The organism is Neisseria sp. Ec49-e6-T10 (assembly GCF_051132615.1).
Lineage (GTDB): Bacteria > Pseudomonadota > Gammaproteobacteria > Burkholderiales > Neisseriaceae.
On record NZ_CP152375.1, the window covers coordinates 3,047,072 to 3,065,302 of the forward strand.

General features: G+C 38.0%; 10 protein-coding genes. 1 reads left to right on the plus strand and 9 read right to left on the minus strand.

All coding sequences use genetic code 11. The features are described from left to right. Positions 1 to 159: 159 nt before the first annotated feature. Positions 160 to 3,849: an autotransporter outer membrane beta-barrel domain-containing protein gene (locus AADH04_RS15055; RefSeq protein WP_434778095.1), complete on the minus strand. Its 3,690-nt coding sequence runs from the start codon at positions 3,847 to 3,849 to the stop codon at positions 160 to 162. A gap of 317 nt (positions 3,850 to 4,166) precedes the next feature. Next, complete coding sequence (locus tag AADH04_RS15060) at positions 4,167 to 5,222, minus strand: NAD(P)-dependent alcohol dehydrogenase (protein WP_434778096.1); 1,056 nt, start codon at positions 5,220 to 5,222, stop codon at positions 4,167 to 4,169. Positions 5,223 to 5,884: 662 nt separating this feature from the next. On the opposite strand from AADH04_RS15060, the gene AADH04_RS15065 reads away from it, so the two are divergent. Next, complete coding sequence (locus AADH04_RS15065; protein ID WP_434778097.1) at positions 5,885 to 9,103, plus strand: pilus assembly protein; 3,219 nt, start codon at positions 5,885 to 5,887, stop codon at positions 9,101 to 9,103. Between the two features lie 283 nt (positions 9,104 to 9,386). Here AADH04_RS15065 and pyk read toward each other — a convergent pair whose 3' ends face one another. The 7 genes from pyk to AADH04_RS15100 form a co-directional block, all read right to left on the minus strand. Then, positions 9,387 to 10,814 (minus strand): pyruvate kinase, encoded by a 1,428-nt coding sequence (gene pyk, locus AADH04_RS15070; protein WP_434778098.1) that lies wholly within the window; start codon positions 10,812 to 10,814, stop codon positions 9,387 to 9,389. A 198-nt stretch (positions 10,815 to 11,012) separates the two neighbouring features. Beyond that, positions 11,013 to 12,302, minus strand: coding sequence for a phosphopyruvate hydratase (gene eno, locus AADH04_RS15075; RefSeq protein WP_434778099.1), 1,290 nt, complete (start codon positions 12,300 to 12,302; stop codon positions 11,013 to 11,015). A gap of 62 nt (positions 12,303 to 12,364) precedes the next feature. Then, complete coding sequence (locus AADH04_RS15080) at positions 12,365 to 13,630, minus strand: glycerate kinase type-2 family protein (RefSeq protein WP_434778100.1); 1,266 nt, start codon at positions 13,628 to 13,630, stop codon at positions 12,365 to 12,367. A 106-nt stretch (positions 13,631 to 13,736) separates the two neighbouring features. After that, the gene (gene garR, locus AADH04_RS15085) at positions 13,737 to 14,621 is read right to left on the minus strand and encodes a 2-hydroxy-3-oxopropionate reductase (RefSeq protein WP_434778101.1); all 885 of its coding nucleotides are present in this window, start codon (positions 14,619 to 14,621) and stop codon (positions 13,737 to 13,739) included. Between the two features lie 41 nt (positions 14,622 to 14,662). Beyond that, complete coding sequence (garL, locus tag AADH04_RS15090) at positions 14,663 to 15,430, minus strand: 2-dehydro-3-deoxyglucarate aldolase (RefSeq protein WP_434778102.1); 768 nt, start codon at positions 15,428 to 15,430, stop codon at positions 14,663 to 14,665. 75 nt (positions 15,431 to 15,505) lie between these two features. Then, entirely contained in the window at positions 15,506 to 16,840 is a 1,335-nt protein-coding gene (gene gudD, locus AADH04_RS15095; RefSeq protein WP_434778103.1) for a glucarate dehydratase, read from the minus strand. Between the two features lie 47 nt (positions 16,841 to 16,887). Beyond that, entirely contained in the window at positions 16,888 to 18,225 is a 1,338-nt protein-coding gene (locus AADH04_RS15100) for an enolase C-terminal domain-like protein (RefSeq protein WP_434778104.1), read from the minus strand. Positions 18,226 to 18,231: the final 6 nt, after the last annotated feature.

An 18,231-nucleotide genomic window follows, 5' to 3' on the forward strand; every position in this document is an offset into this window, starting at 1 on the left:
GTCAGCATATGTTTGAATCGTGCAAAATTTAGTCAAAAGCGCTTTTGGTTAACGGACTCAAACAAACAATAAATCATTCAGTTCAAAAATATGATCTGATCAAAAATAAAGGCTTGTTTGATTCACACAAACAAGCCTTTATACTAAAACACACAATGACTAAAAAATATAATGAACATTAAATTGAGCCTGATAAGCTTTATAACTGTTGGCACCCCATGTACCTGTTACATCTGCCGATACACCCCATTGTTTGGTTAAATTTCCTTGTAACCCTAATTTAGCCTCATAACGGTTTTCTGGCAGACCATCATGCTCATCGGAGCCATTAAATGATAATTGATATTTTGCTGAACTATTTACCCAATTAACCTCTACAAAAGGTTCAATCATAGAGCTCTGAGAATGGCTTACGCCATGTAAGCGTAGACCTGTACGGCTAATCAAACCATTGGCCTTATGATTGGTAACAGACAAACCATTTTGATCATAATGACTATCAGCATCATATACATTGTAAACAAATTGTTGCTGCGGCGTAATCAGCCATGTGTGGCTTTTATTCTGAACAATTGGCAAACCATACCCTATTTCAATAGAGTTACTCCATAATGTACTGTCATAGGTGTTTGTGCCGAAGACCCCTCTACCTTTCACTTCATTTTTAAACCAGCTCATTTGGGTCCAAGTGTCAATATATAAGCCGCTCTGAATATCTGAATGAGCAAAATAGGTCAGGTATCCACCCAAATTATATCCATTGATATGTCCCTTTACCTTAGAGCCTGTTTTTTTGGAGGTACTGGTATTTTGATCATATCCATAACCTGCCATTACACCAACATGCACATATCCAGATTCTTTTAGCTCATGCGTCACCAAATCACCACCAAGTTTAAACATATAACTTTGCGAACGGTTATTTAAAGCATTCTGGACAGTATTGTATTTGTTATAAGCCATTTTAGAATAAAACCAAGTATGTTTTTGTGTTGCATCTATTTCTTGGGCAGATTGACCTGTTAACCGGTTAAATAATGACATTCTAAATAGTTCTGTGGCAGCAGTTTGATTGGCTAAGTAAGCACCAACAGAAGGGTTTATATATTTATTTTCTTCTGATCCATTTCCCCCTGGGTTAGGCGTTGGCTCTGGATTTGGTTCTGGTTCTGGTTCTGGTTCTGGTTCTGGCAAAGCAGTGTTACTTAAATACCAACTTTGATCATGAGTGGCATTTGCTGCTTGAGTTAAAACATATTCATATTTACCTGCATATACTGGGTCTTTTAAGGTAAAAGCATCATCTGAACTACTGCCATTGACCTCAATAATTTTAATACCATAATCGGGATTACTGATCAGTGTATTGATGCTGTCTGTTGTTGGGCGTATAGAAACAAAAGTTGCCCCGCCAACACCTGTTTGAACATCACCATTAACAATTAAGCGGTCACTTTTGCCATCAATTAAATTATTTTGACCAATCAGGGTATTAACAATAATTTGTCCACCATCGGATACATAATTACCATTAATGGTTAAAGTATTACCAATATAATCACTATGTACAGGAGCATTAGATCTCACTAGGCCATTGGTACTTAAATCAATGACACCACTATTATTAAATGTGCCTACATTAATCACAGCTGCAGTATTTAAGTTCGCGTAACTACCTGTAAAATTTTTGTCTGCAAATTTAACTGTACCTCGATTATTAAATACGCCTGTTGTATCTGAGCCTATAATAGAATGTACAGTATCTTTAACTTGACCATTGGGGCCAAAATTCTGCAATGCAAAAATACCGCCTTGTTCATTATTAACAGTCACATTATTGCCATTTAAAGTCACATAACCTAAAACTGTGCCTGTATTCATCACAGTAGTGACACCTGATACTGGGCGGCTATTACGGATAATAATGGCTTGGTCATTATCAGAAGTAATGTTGCCACCAAAATTAGTCAGATTTACATTTCCTGTTCCTGCAGTAATATCAATCCCTGCCCCATTAATACCTCGCCCACCTTGAACTTTACTGTCACCAAAAATAGACACATTGTTTTCACCATAATCACTCACTGTTCTAATTGCGATACCATCTACTGAATCTGCTTGAATTAGCGCAGTATTCATTGCAAGGACATTTACTTTTCCGTTATTGGCTGATGAAACATCCACCCCTATAGCACGCCCATTTTCTGATATGGCCTTTAACTCCTTACTATTCATCAATATCGCTGTAGTATCTTGGTTGGAAGATCGTGCTGAAATCGCTGTTGCTTGACCTATTAATGAGTTGGCTATAATTGAATTGGCATCACTGATATTGACAACAGAAGCAGTACCTAATGTACCATCAGCAAATGCAACTGTTGTATTACCTTCACCAGTCACTATAAGAGAGTCAACATAGCTAACTTGGATCTGGGAACTATTTGTTGCGCCACCTTTTGATTGTGCTGTTAAACCAATTAAATCATTTGCTGTAGAATTACCTAAGGACTCAATATTTAAAGATGAACGTATATTTTGGTTTGGATCAGTAAACACAATCGAAGCGGAACCATTACTTGTTGCTGACGCAATAATTCCTTTTGCGTTATCAGACTTAATATTCATTGACCCAGCCATACTGACAATAGAAGTCCCCGTTGCAGAAACAGCTGAGATACCAATATTTGAAGCATTACTTGTTCCTGTAATATCAATGTTACCTGTGTGCCCAACAGAAATAGCCCCTCCAGTATTGATATTAGAAACCTTCATACCATAAGTATTGGCACCTAACATATTTATATTACCATTTACCTTTATATCGGTTTCCCCACTGCCACCTTTAGATTCTGCTATAATGGCAGCACTGTTGTCTCCTTTAACATTGATACTGTCCATATTGGCAATAATAACATTTCTACCGCCGCCATTATTTGTATGAAGAATACCAGCAGATAAACTACCTGTTGAACCAGCATTAATATTAATACTGCTTTGTTTGTCATCATAAACAATACGACTTAAATCTTGATGTACAGCAGTGAGCACAATTGCTCTACTACCAGAAGCACCATTGGTAATAATATTGCCATAATCTTGGCCTATCGTAATATTGCCTCCAGCAATAATGCTCGGTGTATCACCACTAGTGCCTTGGCTATTAAACGAAATACCTGTATTACTTAAACCTGTTGTGGTAATAGTGCCCGTTGATCTAATTTGTCCAGCAGCAGAAACAGCAGAAATTGCCATACCATAATCACCATTTAAAGTAATTTTACCAAGGTTAACAATTTGGGCATTATTTTTTGCACTAACACTAACCCCTATAGAGCCTCCTCCATTTATGGTGATATCACTACTGTCAGTTAAATCAAGTGAACTATTTCCACCGCTATTCTCAACCAAAATACCTCTTACAAACGATGTTGGCGCAGTCATATTAATGGTAGCGCCAGATGTGACTTTAGACAGAGAACCAACTGTGTCTGTACGTACATAAATACCAGACAAACCCCCTGTCCCATTATTTGCGGTAATTTTAGTATCTTTATCAACCTCTACTTCTAAATTACCATAATCTCTATTAGATGTGTCAGAACCATTTGTTCCCCCCAAACTAATTAGGGAAGGATTCCGTAATGAAGTATTGCCATTATTCAGTTCAGCCCCATTAACCACTAATTTTTTAATATTGCCACTTTCTACAATAGCGCCATTAACTGTGCCTCCTTGATAGGTAATAGTTGTACCATCATCACTAACAGTAACTGTAGGTGCTGCTGCATAAACAGAACAAGAAGAAAGAAGTAAGATTAATTCAGCAACTAAAGGTTTAACTTTAAACATAAGGCATATTCATTTTTTATTAAAAGACAGTATTATAATAAACAAAAATAAAAATTAATGTATATACAAATATTCAACATTCATTTTTTTAATAAAATTTTACAAAAAACACCAACAAAAAACAACACTTTTAAGTTATTTTTTTAATTCAAAAATTTTAAATCAACAATTTCAAAGATAAAAAAAATGCAAAAGTTTATTTCTTAATATTTAGAATATTTTAAAAAATTTAACTATCAATTGATTGAATATGATTAAGTCAGGGCTGATTTATTCAATCAGCCCTGACTTAATATGATGGAGAATATAAGAAAGTATTATTGATTTTTTAAAGAAGCCATATCAATCACAAAACGATACTTAACATCACTTTTGAGCATACGTTGATAGGCTTTATCAATATCTTGTATATTGATTATCTCTACATCTGAAGTAATGCCGTGTTGCCCACAAAAATCCAACATTTCTTGAGTTTCTGCAATTCCACCAATAACAGAACCAGCAACTGATTTTCGTCCCATCACCAAAGGAGCTGTATTTAATGTTGGTTCTAAATCACCTAGATACCCAACTAAAACAATGGTACCGCTTAAGGACAAAGTTGGAATATAAGCATTAAGATCATGAACATAAGGTACAGTATCGATAATTAAATCAAATTGCCCTTTAACAGATGCCATCTGGCTTTCATCCTGTGAAATGACTATTTTATCTACCCCTAAACGCTGTGCATCAGCCTCTTTGCCAGCAGATCGAGTAAACAAGGTAACCTGAGCCCCTAGCCCTTTTGCCAATTTAATGGCCATATGTCCCAATCCACCAAGACCAACAACCGCTACCTTACTGCCTTCCTTCACCTGCCAATGACGTAATGGAGACCATGTTGTGATGCCGGCACATAATAAAGGCGCTGCACTTTTAAGCTCCATTGCATCAGGAATATGTAAAACAAATTTATCGCTGACCACAATTTTGTCAGAATAACCACCAAAAGTAGGCATTTGATCATGGCGATCCAGACTGTTATAAGTGAGTGTTGCTCCTTCTTCACAATACTGTTCTAGTCCATGCTCACAAGGGTTACAATGCTGGCAAGAATCAACCATGCACCCTACACCAACAGCATCACCAACTTTAAAACGAGTAACCTGAGCACCAACACGCACAACACGGCCAATAATTTCATGACCAGGAACCACAGGGTAAAGAGTTGACCAATCGCCATTCACATGATGTAGATCAGAATGACACACGCCACAATAAAGAATATCAATAACCACATCATTCGGACGAGGGTCTCTGCGCTCAAAATGATAAGGCTCTAAATTGGCTTTAGCGGTTTTTGCAGCATAACCAAGAACATTTATTGTCATGTTTTTTCTCCACATTTATGATGTAAAAACATTAGGTTATTACATCAACTTAAAAAATATTTTATTTGTCTGCACTCATCAAATTTATTTATATCATGCATTAAAACAAAAGTATCAGTAAAAAAGAAGCTATTCAAATACTGTATATTTCAGTGTTTATAACTTTTAGCAACATAACTTAAGTGATGCAAATATATATGAATCTACTTTCTATTTATAGACACAATCCTGTTTAATTCTTGCCTATTTCTATCATTCATAAAAAGCAAACTTAAAACAAACAAAAATTAAAATAATTAATTAATGAATAAATAAAAACAAAAGAACACTTAATAGACAAATACCTCATAATGCTTATCCAACGTATCGTATATTGACAATATCCCTAACTATAAAACATAAAAAATACGTCAACATAAAATAATTTTATTATCCACAAAGCAGAAATTAATATTATAAATAATAAAAAAACAAAATATTATTTTTCTGAATAAAATCTAAGTAATTATCAATGTACCATTCCAACAACAATTTCTTTATTTTTAGTTTCCTTTTAAGGTAAAAAAACTACCTCTTGTCAATTAGCAATATTATTAAAGTATAATTAACACTATTATGTTACCGTAAATCTATATTAATCATAATTTAAAGTGTAGACCATTATGAAAAAAATCGCTCCCCCATTCAAAAAAAAATTTTTACACAATAAAAATTTATACACTCTCACACTGACTTGCTGCTTACTGGCTTATTCGCCCTCTTCCATAAGTTTAACTATCACAGAAAATTTTTTTGGTAAACAAACCCAAGGAAACTGGTTATTACCTAGAGTGGGCGGAGGCGTACAAGACAATGTCGCTTGCTTAACGGCAGGAAATGGTCAAAATGTTGGCAATGCAACAACTCCAGGTTCCCCTCCTAAATGCTCCGGTATTACTGATGCTGATGGCAAAGGAGCCTTACGTTTGACACCTGCATCACCAACATATCGAGCAGGAGGCGTTGTATCTGATTTTACCTTTCCAACAAATGAAGGTTTAGAGGTATCTTTTACCACTTATACTTATGGAGGCAGTAACAATGCCGATGGTATGACATTTTTCTTGGTTGATGGCGCAGTTACCCCTACATTGGGTGCATCTGGCGGTTCTCTTGGTTACAGTTGTGCAAATAACTCAAGCACAAAAGGAGAAGGTATCAGCGGAGGTTATCTAGGCATAGGTATTGATGAATATGGTAACTTTTTAAATAAAAGTGACAACACGAGCACCCCAGTAAGCAATCCAGGAAGAAATATCATTGCGCTACGTGGTTCAGGTTCGATTAACCGAGCCACTTTAAATGCACTTTATCCTGGGTTTTACCCAAATGACAGCACGGGTGTAACGGCCATAAACAATACATGCAGTACAGGTATGATTTATAATAAGTCAGTAAATCAAGGAATTCCTATTGACAATTATAAATACATTGCCCATGCTAAATTAAACTCACCAATTAATAGTACAGCCACTGTCAGAAGTAGTGCTTTTCCTATTAACTATAAATTAAAAATTACGCCAGATGGTCTATTAAGTTTATGGTGGAGTTATAATGGCGGGACATACCAACCAATATTAGTTGACAAAGACATTATTTCAACCAATGGACCTCTACCAGGATCATTCCGCTTTGGTTTTGCGGGTTCAACTGGTGCATACACCAATATACATGAAGTTACTTGTTTTAAAGCAGCCCCCGCTTCTAAAACTGTGGGTTCCTCTTCTGTAAGCTTACCCGATGCAGAGTTTAGAACAGATAGCCAAATTTTCTCAGCATTTTATAATTCGAATAAATGGACGGGGCAAGTAACAGCACATACATTATACTTTCAAAATGATAGTTTTGTTGTACCGACTCAGGCAACTTGGGATGCCTCTTGTCTATTAACTGGTGGAGAATGTGCCAATACAGGACAAAGTAATGTCACCAAACAAGAACCAGATGACAGGACAATGTGGACTTACTTAACCGACTCAAGCGAAGGGACTACATTTAAATGGTCGTCTTTAACGGATACTGAAAAAGCCTATCTTAACTCTGGAGATAACCAAGGTGAAGCAAGGCTAAGCTATTTAAGAGGTGATCGTACAGCAGAAATCAGCAGTTCAGGGGGACAATTTAGAGCCAGAGAATCTGTTTTAGCTGATATCGTGAATGCCAGCCCTGCTTGGATTGGCCCACCATCAGCTAAGGACAATAATCGCACTTGGCAAGATGCTCTGTATGCATCAGAGACTATGACAGAAAATATAGAGGGTGCTGAAAAATACACAGCATTCCAAGAAAAATATAATGCACGTTTAAATGTAACCTATGTTGGTGCCAATGATGGGTTTTTACATGGTTTCCGCAGTGGTGCTTATGACGTTACAGGGAAAAATTTCTCTCCAACAACAGATCGCCCAAATGATGGTAAAGAAGTCTTGGCTTATATGCCAGCTTCTATTTTAAAGCGTATTCACAATGCGTCAAATAACGGCTTAGACTTTTCCAACTCACAATATGGACATAATTATTATCATGATGCTACACCTGGTGTAGGCGATGTATTCTATGGTGGCAAATGGCATTCTATATTGGTTAGTGGCTTAGGCGTAGGTGGCGCAACCATTTATGCATTGGATGTCACTGACCCTGATAAATTTGACGATACAAAAGATAGTGCGAAGGAACAAATCATCGGTGAATGGTCTTATAATGGTAGCGACCCAATATGGCAATATTTAGGAAATACTTATGGCACACCAGAAATTCGCCGCTTCCATAACGGACAATGGGGTGCTATTTTTGGCAATGGCTGGTGTCTTGGCAATGATGTTGGCAATGGCAACTGTAGTGCGCCAAGCTCTGGTAAAGCAGGTATATATGTGATGCTACTTGATCAAACAACAGGTGAACCAAGTTTTCATTTCCTTAATACCAATAATGGTTCCACTAGTGCACCTAATGGTATTGCGCATGTTACTTCTGCTGACCTAGATGAGGATCAAATTGTTGATTATGTGTATGCAGGTGATTTACAAGGCAATGTTTGGCGTTTTGATTTAACCAGTAAAGATACAAACGATTGGAAGAAAGGCAGTAACCTAGCTAAGTTGTTTACTACGCCCAATAATCAGCCTATTTTCACAAAAATAGCCATACAAAAAGATGAAAATTTAAAGAAAGTGATCTTAAATTTTGGTACAGGTGTACGTAAAATGGGTTATTTAACAGGCAATGATGTTTATGCAGCAAATACCCAAAGCTTATATGGTATTTGGGATTGGGATATGGCTGCTTGGAACAGTAAAAGTGCCAAAAAATACGATGCTTTAACTGGTGTTGGTACAATTGCAAAAAGTAAATTAACCGAGCAAAAAATTACTACCTCAACCAATGCCTTGACCAATAACAAAGTATGTTGGGCCAATATTAGTTCATGTACAGCAACCCCAAGTTATGGTTGGTATATGGATTTACCCTCTATTACTCAAGCAGGTGTCAATCAATATGAACAAATAGTTTATAGCCCTAAAATATACAATGATACATTGTTTGTAAACACCTATATTCCTAATGTTGACTCCACATTTTCTTGTGACACATTCTCTTCAAGTGGCTTCACTTATGGTATTCGTGCAGCTACTGGCGGTGGCATCCCAGGATTATTTGGTTCAGAAAGCTCAAATTTAACGGGGTATCGTCAATCATATAATGCTAAAGGGGAACCCATTTTTATAGAACATAATGGTAAAAAATACATGGGTTATAAAGATGAAAATGGTACTTGGCACTTTGTCGAAATGCATTTTACTAAGAGTTTTATGAGAAGACTATCTTGGAGACATATAACATAAATGAGGTTCATAAAAAGGGCTGTAAAATTACAGCCCTTTTTATTTTAGTCACTAAACAATATATCTGAATCAATTCAAATCTTCCCCAACAAAACCATTATTTCTTTCTTGTATCCAAACAATACTTCGTAATCTAACTCAAAAAAATGTGCTGTCGTTTATTTTAAGCAATCTAAAATTTCATTGTACTTAAATATAAGTGAATAAAAAAACAGACATAATCATCTATTATGTCTGCTGAAAAATTTGGGAGGATTTGTTATTTTTTATAACAATTAAAGCATTAATGAGTCTCTTCACTACCTACTACATGTACCTGAATCATATTGGTGCTGCCGCTTAAACCAATGGGAATACCTGCGGTCATCACCACTAAATCACCCTTTTCAATATAATGATTTTGTAAACATCGGTTAATGGCCTCAGTGGTCATGGCATCAGTATCGGTTTTAACATCACCTTGTAATGGGATAACCCCCCATACCAATTGCAATGAACGAATGGTTTTTTGATGAGGTGTTACGGCAAACACTGGGGTTTGAGGCCGATATCGAGACACCATCTGTGCGGTGAACCCTGATTCTGTCGCGGTAATAATACCTTTAGCATTTAATTCCAGACAAACTTGTACTGTTGCATGACTGATTGCATCGGTTGTATTGGTTTGTTTGAAACCAAATTTCGCTAATTTTTTAGCGGTGCTCAGTTCATCTTCCATTCTGAGTGCTATGGTGGTCATGGTTTTGACCGCTTCAATTGGATATTGCCCTGAAGCAGTCTCACCACTTAACATAATGGCATCGGTACCATCTAATATCGCATTGGCCACATCGCTGGCTTCTGCTCTGGTTGGTCGAGGGTTATTGACCATGCTTTCAAGCATTTGAGTTGCGGTAATCACTGGTTTGCCTTTTTCATTGCAAAGGCTGATCATTCTTTTTTGAATCAAGGGTACTTCTTCAGCTGGAATCTCGACCCCCAAATCGCCACGAGCAATCATTAAACCATCAGCCAAGTCTAGAATGTGTTCCAGATTTTTTACACCTTCTGCATTCTCAATTTTGGCAATAATTTTAATTGAAGCTTGATGTTTTTTCAGTAAATCCTTAATGGCAACGATATCTGAGGCTCTTTGAATAAAGGAAGCTGCAATAAAATCAACGTCTTCCTGAATACCAAAAGTAATATCCTCAATATCTTTTTCAGATAAAGGTGGTAAACTTAAATTCGCACCAGGCACTGCCACACGCTTACCATTACTTATTTGCCCAGTATTGTCAACAACCGTATGAATATCAAGCTGATCAATTGCGGTTACAGTTAATTGAATCAAACCATCGGATAATAAAATTTGGTTCCCGACAATAATTTCCTGAGCAAGCGTTTTATGGTTAATAGACACTATATGCTCATCGCCTTCAACTGCTTTGCCTGTTAATATAAACTTTGCCCCCTTTTCTAAGGTTACTTTGCCATGTTTGAAGGTGCCCAAGCGCATTTCTGGCCCCTTGGTATCCAACATGATCCCAACTGGAATACCTGTTTTTTTAGAGGCTTCTCTAATCGCAGTCATTCTTTGTTTATGGTCGGCATGTGAGCCGTGGGAAAAGTTAAAACGAGCCACATTCATACCATTTTGTAATAAAGCAACTTGAATTTCTGGTTGGTCGGTTGCTGGCCCTAAAGTACAGACTATTTTCGTTTTTTTCATTTACTGCTCCATAATATTTTTATTGTTATTTACCTAACTAACTGAAAATATTGTAAAAGAATAAGCAAAAAATAACATTGTGCAAATGAACAATTATGCTGATTAAAATTGGTTTATTTTTTCATATTTTTCTAAAACTTAGCTAAAAAAATGCCTCACTTTTTAAGGTGAGGCAAAAGGATCACTTAATGAGGAAAGTTATGAGTGATTTTTAAATAAAAATGCGTCTTGTCCTGGATAGTAAGCATATTCACCAAGCTCTTCTTCAATTCGAAGCAATTGATTGTATTTAGCCATACGGTCAGAACGGGAAAGAGAACCTGTTTTAATTTGCATACAATTGGTTGCCACAGCCAAATCGGCAATGGTGCTGTCTTCTGTTTCACCAGAACGATGACTCATCACACTGGCATAACTATTGCGTTTAGCCATTTCAACTGCTTTTAGTGTTTCTGTTAAGGTACCAATTTGATTCACTTTGACCAAAAGTGCATTGGCTAAATGTTGTTCAATACCCTGCTTTAAGATTTTGGGATTAGTGACAAATAAATCATCGCCTACTAACTGAATGTGTTTACCTAATCTACGGGTTAGAATATCCCAACCCGCCCAATCATCTTCGCTCATGCCATCTTCAATAGAGATAATGGGGTATTTTTTGACCAATTGTTCTAAGTAATCTACAAACTCTTCTGAAGTTAAACTTTTATCTTCTGCACTAAGATGATATTTGCCGTCTTGATAAAACTCACTAGATGCACAATCTAAAGCCAAAACCACATCTTGCCCAGCTTGGTAACCCGCAGCTTCTATAGCTTGTAAAATTAAGGTAATCGCCTCTTCATGAGTATTTAAATTAGGGGCAAAGCCACCTTCATCACCAACTGTTGTAGCAAACCCTTTATCATGACAAATTTTCTTTAATGTATGAAAAATCTCTGCGCCACAACGCAATGCTTCTTTATAGCTGGATAACCCAATAGGCATAATCATAAACTCTTGAATATCTAAGCTATTATTTGCATGGGCACCACCATTAATCACATTCATCATGGGTACAGGCATACTCATAGGGCCTGAACCACCAATATAACGGTACAACGGTAATTTTGCCTCTTGGGCAGCAGCATGAGCTACTGCAAGGGATACTGCCAATAAGGCATTGGCGCCTAGTTTTTCTTTATTTTCGGTACCATCTAATTGAATCATGGTTTGATCAATTAAAGTTTGCTCAAACACGTTCAAACCAATCAACACAGGTTTAATTAATTGATTGATATTACTTACGGCTGTCAAACAACCTTTGCCTAAATAACGTTTTTTATCCTGATCTCTAAGTTCCAAAGCTTCTTTGGTTCCTGTAGATGCACCAGAGGGAACTGCTGCGCGTCCTAAAATACCGGTTTCAAGAATAACATCTGCTTCAACAGTTGGGTTACCTCGAGAATCCAGTATTTCTCTGGCAATAATATCGATGATCACACTCATTTTTTTCCTTTCTTTTGCCTTCCATTATGATGTTCTTACAATAAAAACAGCGGTCTTTTGAATCACAAAATCAGGATGGCTCTAAAATCATTAATATTGGTTCTAGTCGGTTGTGTCACCACTAAATCGTCTAAATAACTAAAGAAAGTATAAGCATCGTTTTTTGCAAGAAAATCAGATGCAATTAAATTCAGTTGCTCAGACGCACGCTGTAAAGTATCTGGCCCAATCATTGCTCCTGCATTGTCTTCGCTGCCATCAATGCCATCTGTATCACAGGCAATAGCATAAACATTGTCCATGCCTTTTAATTCTATTGCCAAAGCCAACAAAAACTCTGCATTGCGTCCACCTCTACCATTTTCGCCTGTAACCGTTACTGTCGTTTCACCACCAGACAAAATTAAAGCAGGCTTACTTACTGGGGTATCATGCATTTTAATCTGGTGTGCAATGCCTGCATGAACAGCAGCCACATGCCTTGCTTCTCCAGTGAGCGCATCCCCTAAAAATAAAACATTTAACCCCATATTACGCGCTGCTTCTTGGGTGGCTAAAAAGGCTTTTTGCGGTGTCACAATTAAATGTGCTTCTGTATTGGTTAACTGCTTTGGTGTTTCTTTTGCCTGAGTATCAGAACTGAGGTAATTTTTAACAGACTCAGGTATATTAATGTTGTATTTATTCAAAATAGTTGTAACATCAGCAAATGTGCTAGGATCTGGCACAGTTGGTCCAGAACCGATTGCGGAAAAATCGTCCCCCACCACATCGGAAATAGCTAAAGTCAAGACATGTGCAGGCGCAGCAATTTGTGCCAATCGTCCACCTTTAATGGCAGACAAATGTTTACGCACAATGTTCATTTCTTCTATGGGTGCACCACTGGCCAATAACTGCCGTGTAATGTATTTTTTGTCTTCTAATGTAATGCCTTGTGCAGGTAATGCCATCAATGCAGAGGCTCCTCCTGAAACAAGGAAAATCACCAAATCATCTTCAGTGGCTGACTTAGCCCATTCATACAATTTTAATGCAGCTTGTGTCCCATTTTGATCTGGAACTGGATGAGAAGCTTCAATGACTTCTATATATTTGGTTGGCTCACCATGCTGATAACGGGTAATGACCATACCCTCAATTGGAAAAGGATAAATTCGCTCTAACTCTGCTGCCATACTGGCAGCTGCTTTACCTGCCCCCAACACAATGGTTTTCCCTTTTGGTGGTTCTTTAGGTAAAAATGAGGCCATTTTCCCTTCTGGCATAGCAGCGCTAAGTACTGTTTGGAACAGGTCTTTTAATATTCTTTGGGGTGGCTGATTCATATTCAATACCATAATAAATATCCTCTCCTAGGAAGCCTAAGATATATGTGATCAAACATTTTGTTAGGCTTCCTCGAGGTTGGTGTTTAACAAAGGGATTTGTTAATTATTTTTTAATTTCAACTTTTGCTTGTTTTTCATAATAGCGTGCAATCGCGCTATGATCTAAGCTGCCCATATCATCAGTACGTAAAGATTGCATGATTTCCATTACAGATGCAGTCAATGGTAAAGAAGCACCGATGCCATGAGAGGTATCCAAAGCATTTTGTAAATCTTTAATATGTAAATCGATACGGAATCCTGGTTTAAAATTACGCTCAAGTACCATGGGTGCTTTGGCATCTAATACTGTACTGCCAGCTAAACCACCGCGAATGGCTTGATAAACTAATTCAGGTTCAACTCCAGCTTTGGTTGCCAAAACAAAGGCTTCTGACATTGCTGCAATATTTAAAGCCACAATAATTTGATTCGCCAATTTAGTTACATTTCCGGCACCAACATCGCCTGTATGCACAACGGAGCCTGCCATTGCTTTTAAAAGATCATAGTGTTTGTCAAACAATGCTTTGTCTCCGCCTACCATAACGGATAAGGTGCCATCAATTGCTTTAGGTTCGCCACCACTGACTGGTGCATCTAATAAAGCAATACCTTTTTTCGCTAACTCTGTCGCAATTTCTCTACTGGCCAATGGCGCAATAGAACTCATATCAATAACAACGGTACCTTCTTTTGCACTTTCAATCACACCACCTTCGCCTAAAACAACTTGTTTAACTTGCGGTGAATTAGGCAACATAGTGATGATGACATCACATTGGCTTGCCAGTTCCTTAACAGAAGATGCGGTTTTTGCACCAGCGGCAACCACTTCGTCTACTGCTGCTTGGTTTAAATCGCTCACCACTATCGAGTACCCTGCTTTAAGCAGATTTTTACTCATTGGTTTGCCCATAATACCTAAGCCAATAAATCCTACATTCATGATTTTTTTCCTTTCAATTGAGTATGTCAAAACAGGCTTTGTTATTTTAAAAATTTGTCAGCTAATGCCTGAGTAGCTGAACGAAAGAGTCCTAAATCACTGCCAGCACCAACAAAGGTGGCACCCATTTGTAAATAACGACGGGCATCTGCTTCAACAGGTGCTAAAATACCTGCACCTTTACCGTGTTTTTTAGCCACATCAAAAATGTGCTGAATGGTTTTTTGAACATCTGGATGTGCGGGGTTGCCAAAATGACCAAGTGCCGCAGATAAATCGCTCGGTCCAACAAACAGTAAATCGATACCGTCTACGGCTACAATTTTTTCTACGTTTTCAATACCTTTCTGGCTTTCAATTTGTGCCATCACACAAATATTTTGATTCACTTTTTCAAAGTAGTCTGTGATTGTGCCAAATTGATTACTTCGGTGGGCTACCGATACGCCACGAATGCCATCAGGTGGGTAACGTGTGGCACGTACTGCATTGATCGCTTCCTCTTCTGTTTCGATAAATGGAATCAAAAAATTATAAAAACCAATATCCAACAACCGTTTAATCAAAACAAAATCATTCCAAGCAGGACGAACAATAGGCTGACTTACACTGTCTTTTAATGTCATCAACTGTGGAATAAAAGTCAATACATCATTACAGGCATGTTCCCCATCAAGTAACAACCAATCAAACCCAGCATAGCCTAATATTTCTGTCGTAATTGGGCTTCCTAAAGCGGCCCAACAACCAATTAGGGTCTTACGATTTAACACATCTTCTCTTAACTGGTTATGACACGTTTTCTTCATAATTTTTCTTTCTATAAACAAGTTCCATACTGTTATTTTTGTCAGAGTGAGCTTGTCCACTCTGAAACGCTATTTTTAACGCACCAAACAAGGACGTTTATTGTCAAATGCCCAATTAGGAATCAAATACTGCATCGCCATCGCATCATTGCGCGAACCTAATCCCATTTTTTTGTATAGCTCATGTGCTTTCATCACTTGATCCATATCTACATCCACACCTAAGCCTGGTTTTTTAGGTACTTGAATCATGCCTTTTTCAATGATGAGAGGCTCTTTAGTTAAACGTTGATTGCCCTCTTGCCAAATCCAATGGGTATCAATAGCAGTAATGTCTCCTGGTGCAGCAGCAGCCACTTGGGTAAACATTGCCAAAGAAATATCAAAGTGGTTATTAGAATGAGAACCCCATGTTAAACCCCATTCATGGCAAAGTTGAGCCACTCTAACCGACCCATTCATGGTCCAAAAATGTGGATCAGCTAAGGGAATGTCAACTGATTGTAAAGAGATGGTATGTCCCATTTGCCGCCAATCGGTTGCAACCATATTGGTCGCTGTTGGTAAACCTGTTGCACGACGGAACTCTGCCATGATTTCTCGCCCTGAATAGCCTTGTTCTGCACCACAAGGGTCTTCTGCATAAGCTAAAGTATCTTTTAAGTATTTACCAATACGGATGGCTTCATCCAATAACCAACCACCATTAGGGTCTAGAGTCACTCGAGCATTTGGGAATTTTTTCTTAATGGCAATGACAGCTTCGGCTTCATCCTCTGCTTTTAATACACCACCTTTTAATTTAAAATCATTAAAGCCATATTTTTCATAAGTCGCTTCTGCTAAACGGGCTATACTCTGTGGTGTCAACGCTTCTTCATGACGTAAGCGATACCAGTCGCAAGGATCATTTGATTGGTTTTGATAAGGTAAATCAGTTTTGTTTCTGTCACCAACATAAAATAGATACCCCAACACTTCTACTTCATCACGTTGTTGCCCTTCTCCTAATAATGAGGCAACAGTCACGCCCAAAAATTTTCCTAATAAGTCCATCATAGCCGCTTCAACAGCCGTAACAACATGGATTGTTGTGCGTTGATCAAATGTTTGGTTGCCACGCCCGCCTGAATCACGATCTGCAAATTTTTGGCGTATAGCATTCATTACATTTTTATATTCACCAATTGTTTTGCCAATCACTAAAGGTTTGGCATCTTCTAACGTTTGGGTAACAGTACCCACACCTGGCACTTCACCAACACCGACATTACCGGAGTTATCTTTTAAAATAACGATATTACGGGTAAAGTAAGGAGCATGTGCGCCACTTAGATTAAGCAACATACTGTCATATCCAGCGACAGGAATAACTTGCATTTCGGTAATTACGGGTGTAGATGTACTCATTTTATTTTTCCTTAACTTTCATTTAATTATAAATATATCAATAGACCTTATCGCACCATACAAGGGCGTTTACGATCAAATTGCCAGCCTGGATAATAATATTGCATTGCCATGGCATCATTACGTCCACCTGATGGTAATTGTTTATACAATTCATGCGCAGCTGCTACTTTATCCATATCTATTTCAATACCTAAACCTGGCTTATCGTTCAGTGCTATTTTGCCTTTAACAATTTTCAACGGCTCTTTAGTTAAAGTCATATCCCCTTCTTGCCAAATCCAATGTGTATCTAATGCAGTTGGATTACCAGGCGCACTAGCGCCTACATGAGAAAACATAGCCAAAGAAATATCAAAGTGATTGTTAGAATGGCAGCCCCATGTTAAACCCCATTCATCACACATTTGGGCAACACGGCTAGCACCAGTTAGTGTCCAAAAATGTGGATCAGCTAAAGGGATATCAACTGCCTGTAACATAATAGAATGTCCCATTTCACGCCAATTTGTTGCAACCATATTGGTCGCGGTAGGCAAACCTGTTGCTCGACGAAACTCTGCCATCACCTCTCGTCCAGAGTAACCTTGCTCAGCACCACATGGATCTTCCGCATAGGTCAATACATCATGCATGCCTTTACAAAGCCTAATGGCATCTTCTAATAACCAACACCCATTTGGATCTAAAGTAATGCGCGCATCAGGGAAGTTTTTCTTCAACTGAGTCACGGTTTCAATTTCGGTTTCACCAGAAAAGACACCACCTTTCATTTTGAAATCTTTAAAACCATAAAGATCTTGTGCCGCCTGAGCCAACTGGATAACGGCATCTGAAGTCATGGCCTCTTCTCTACGAATACGATACCAATCATGCTCCCCTGTACGCGGTTTTTGATAGGGCAAATCGGTCTTTTTATCGTCACCAATATAAAATAAATAACCTAATACAGTGACTTCATCACGTTGTTTACCTGAACCTAATAATTCAGCAACGGGTACATTTAAAAATTGTCCCATCAAATCCAACAAGGCAGCCTCTAAAGCAGCAACAGCATTGACTCGTAATTCAAAGGTCCAAGCCCCACCAGCAAATGTTTCATAATCGGCATCTAAAAAACCATTATGCATTTCATGAACAATACGATTTAAAATGGCAATTGATCGACCTTCTACATGAGAAGTTGCTTGCACCAAAGACTGATAAATCGTGTCTCCTCCAGGCGCTTCACCTACACCAGTATGACCTGCATTATCTTTTAAGATAACGATATTACGGGTGAAATATGGGGAGTGAGCCCCCCCCACATTCATTAACATACTGTCAAAACCTGCCACTGGAATAACCTGCATGGATGTGATTACGGGAACTGATTGTGTACTCATTTTCTG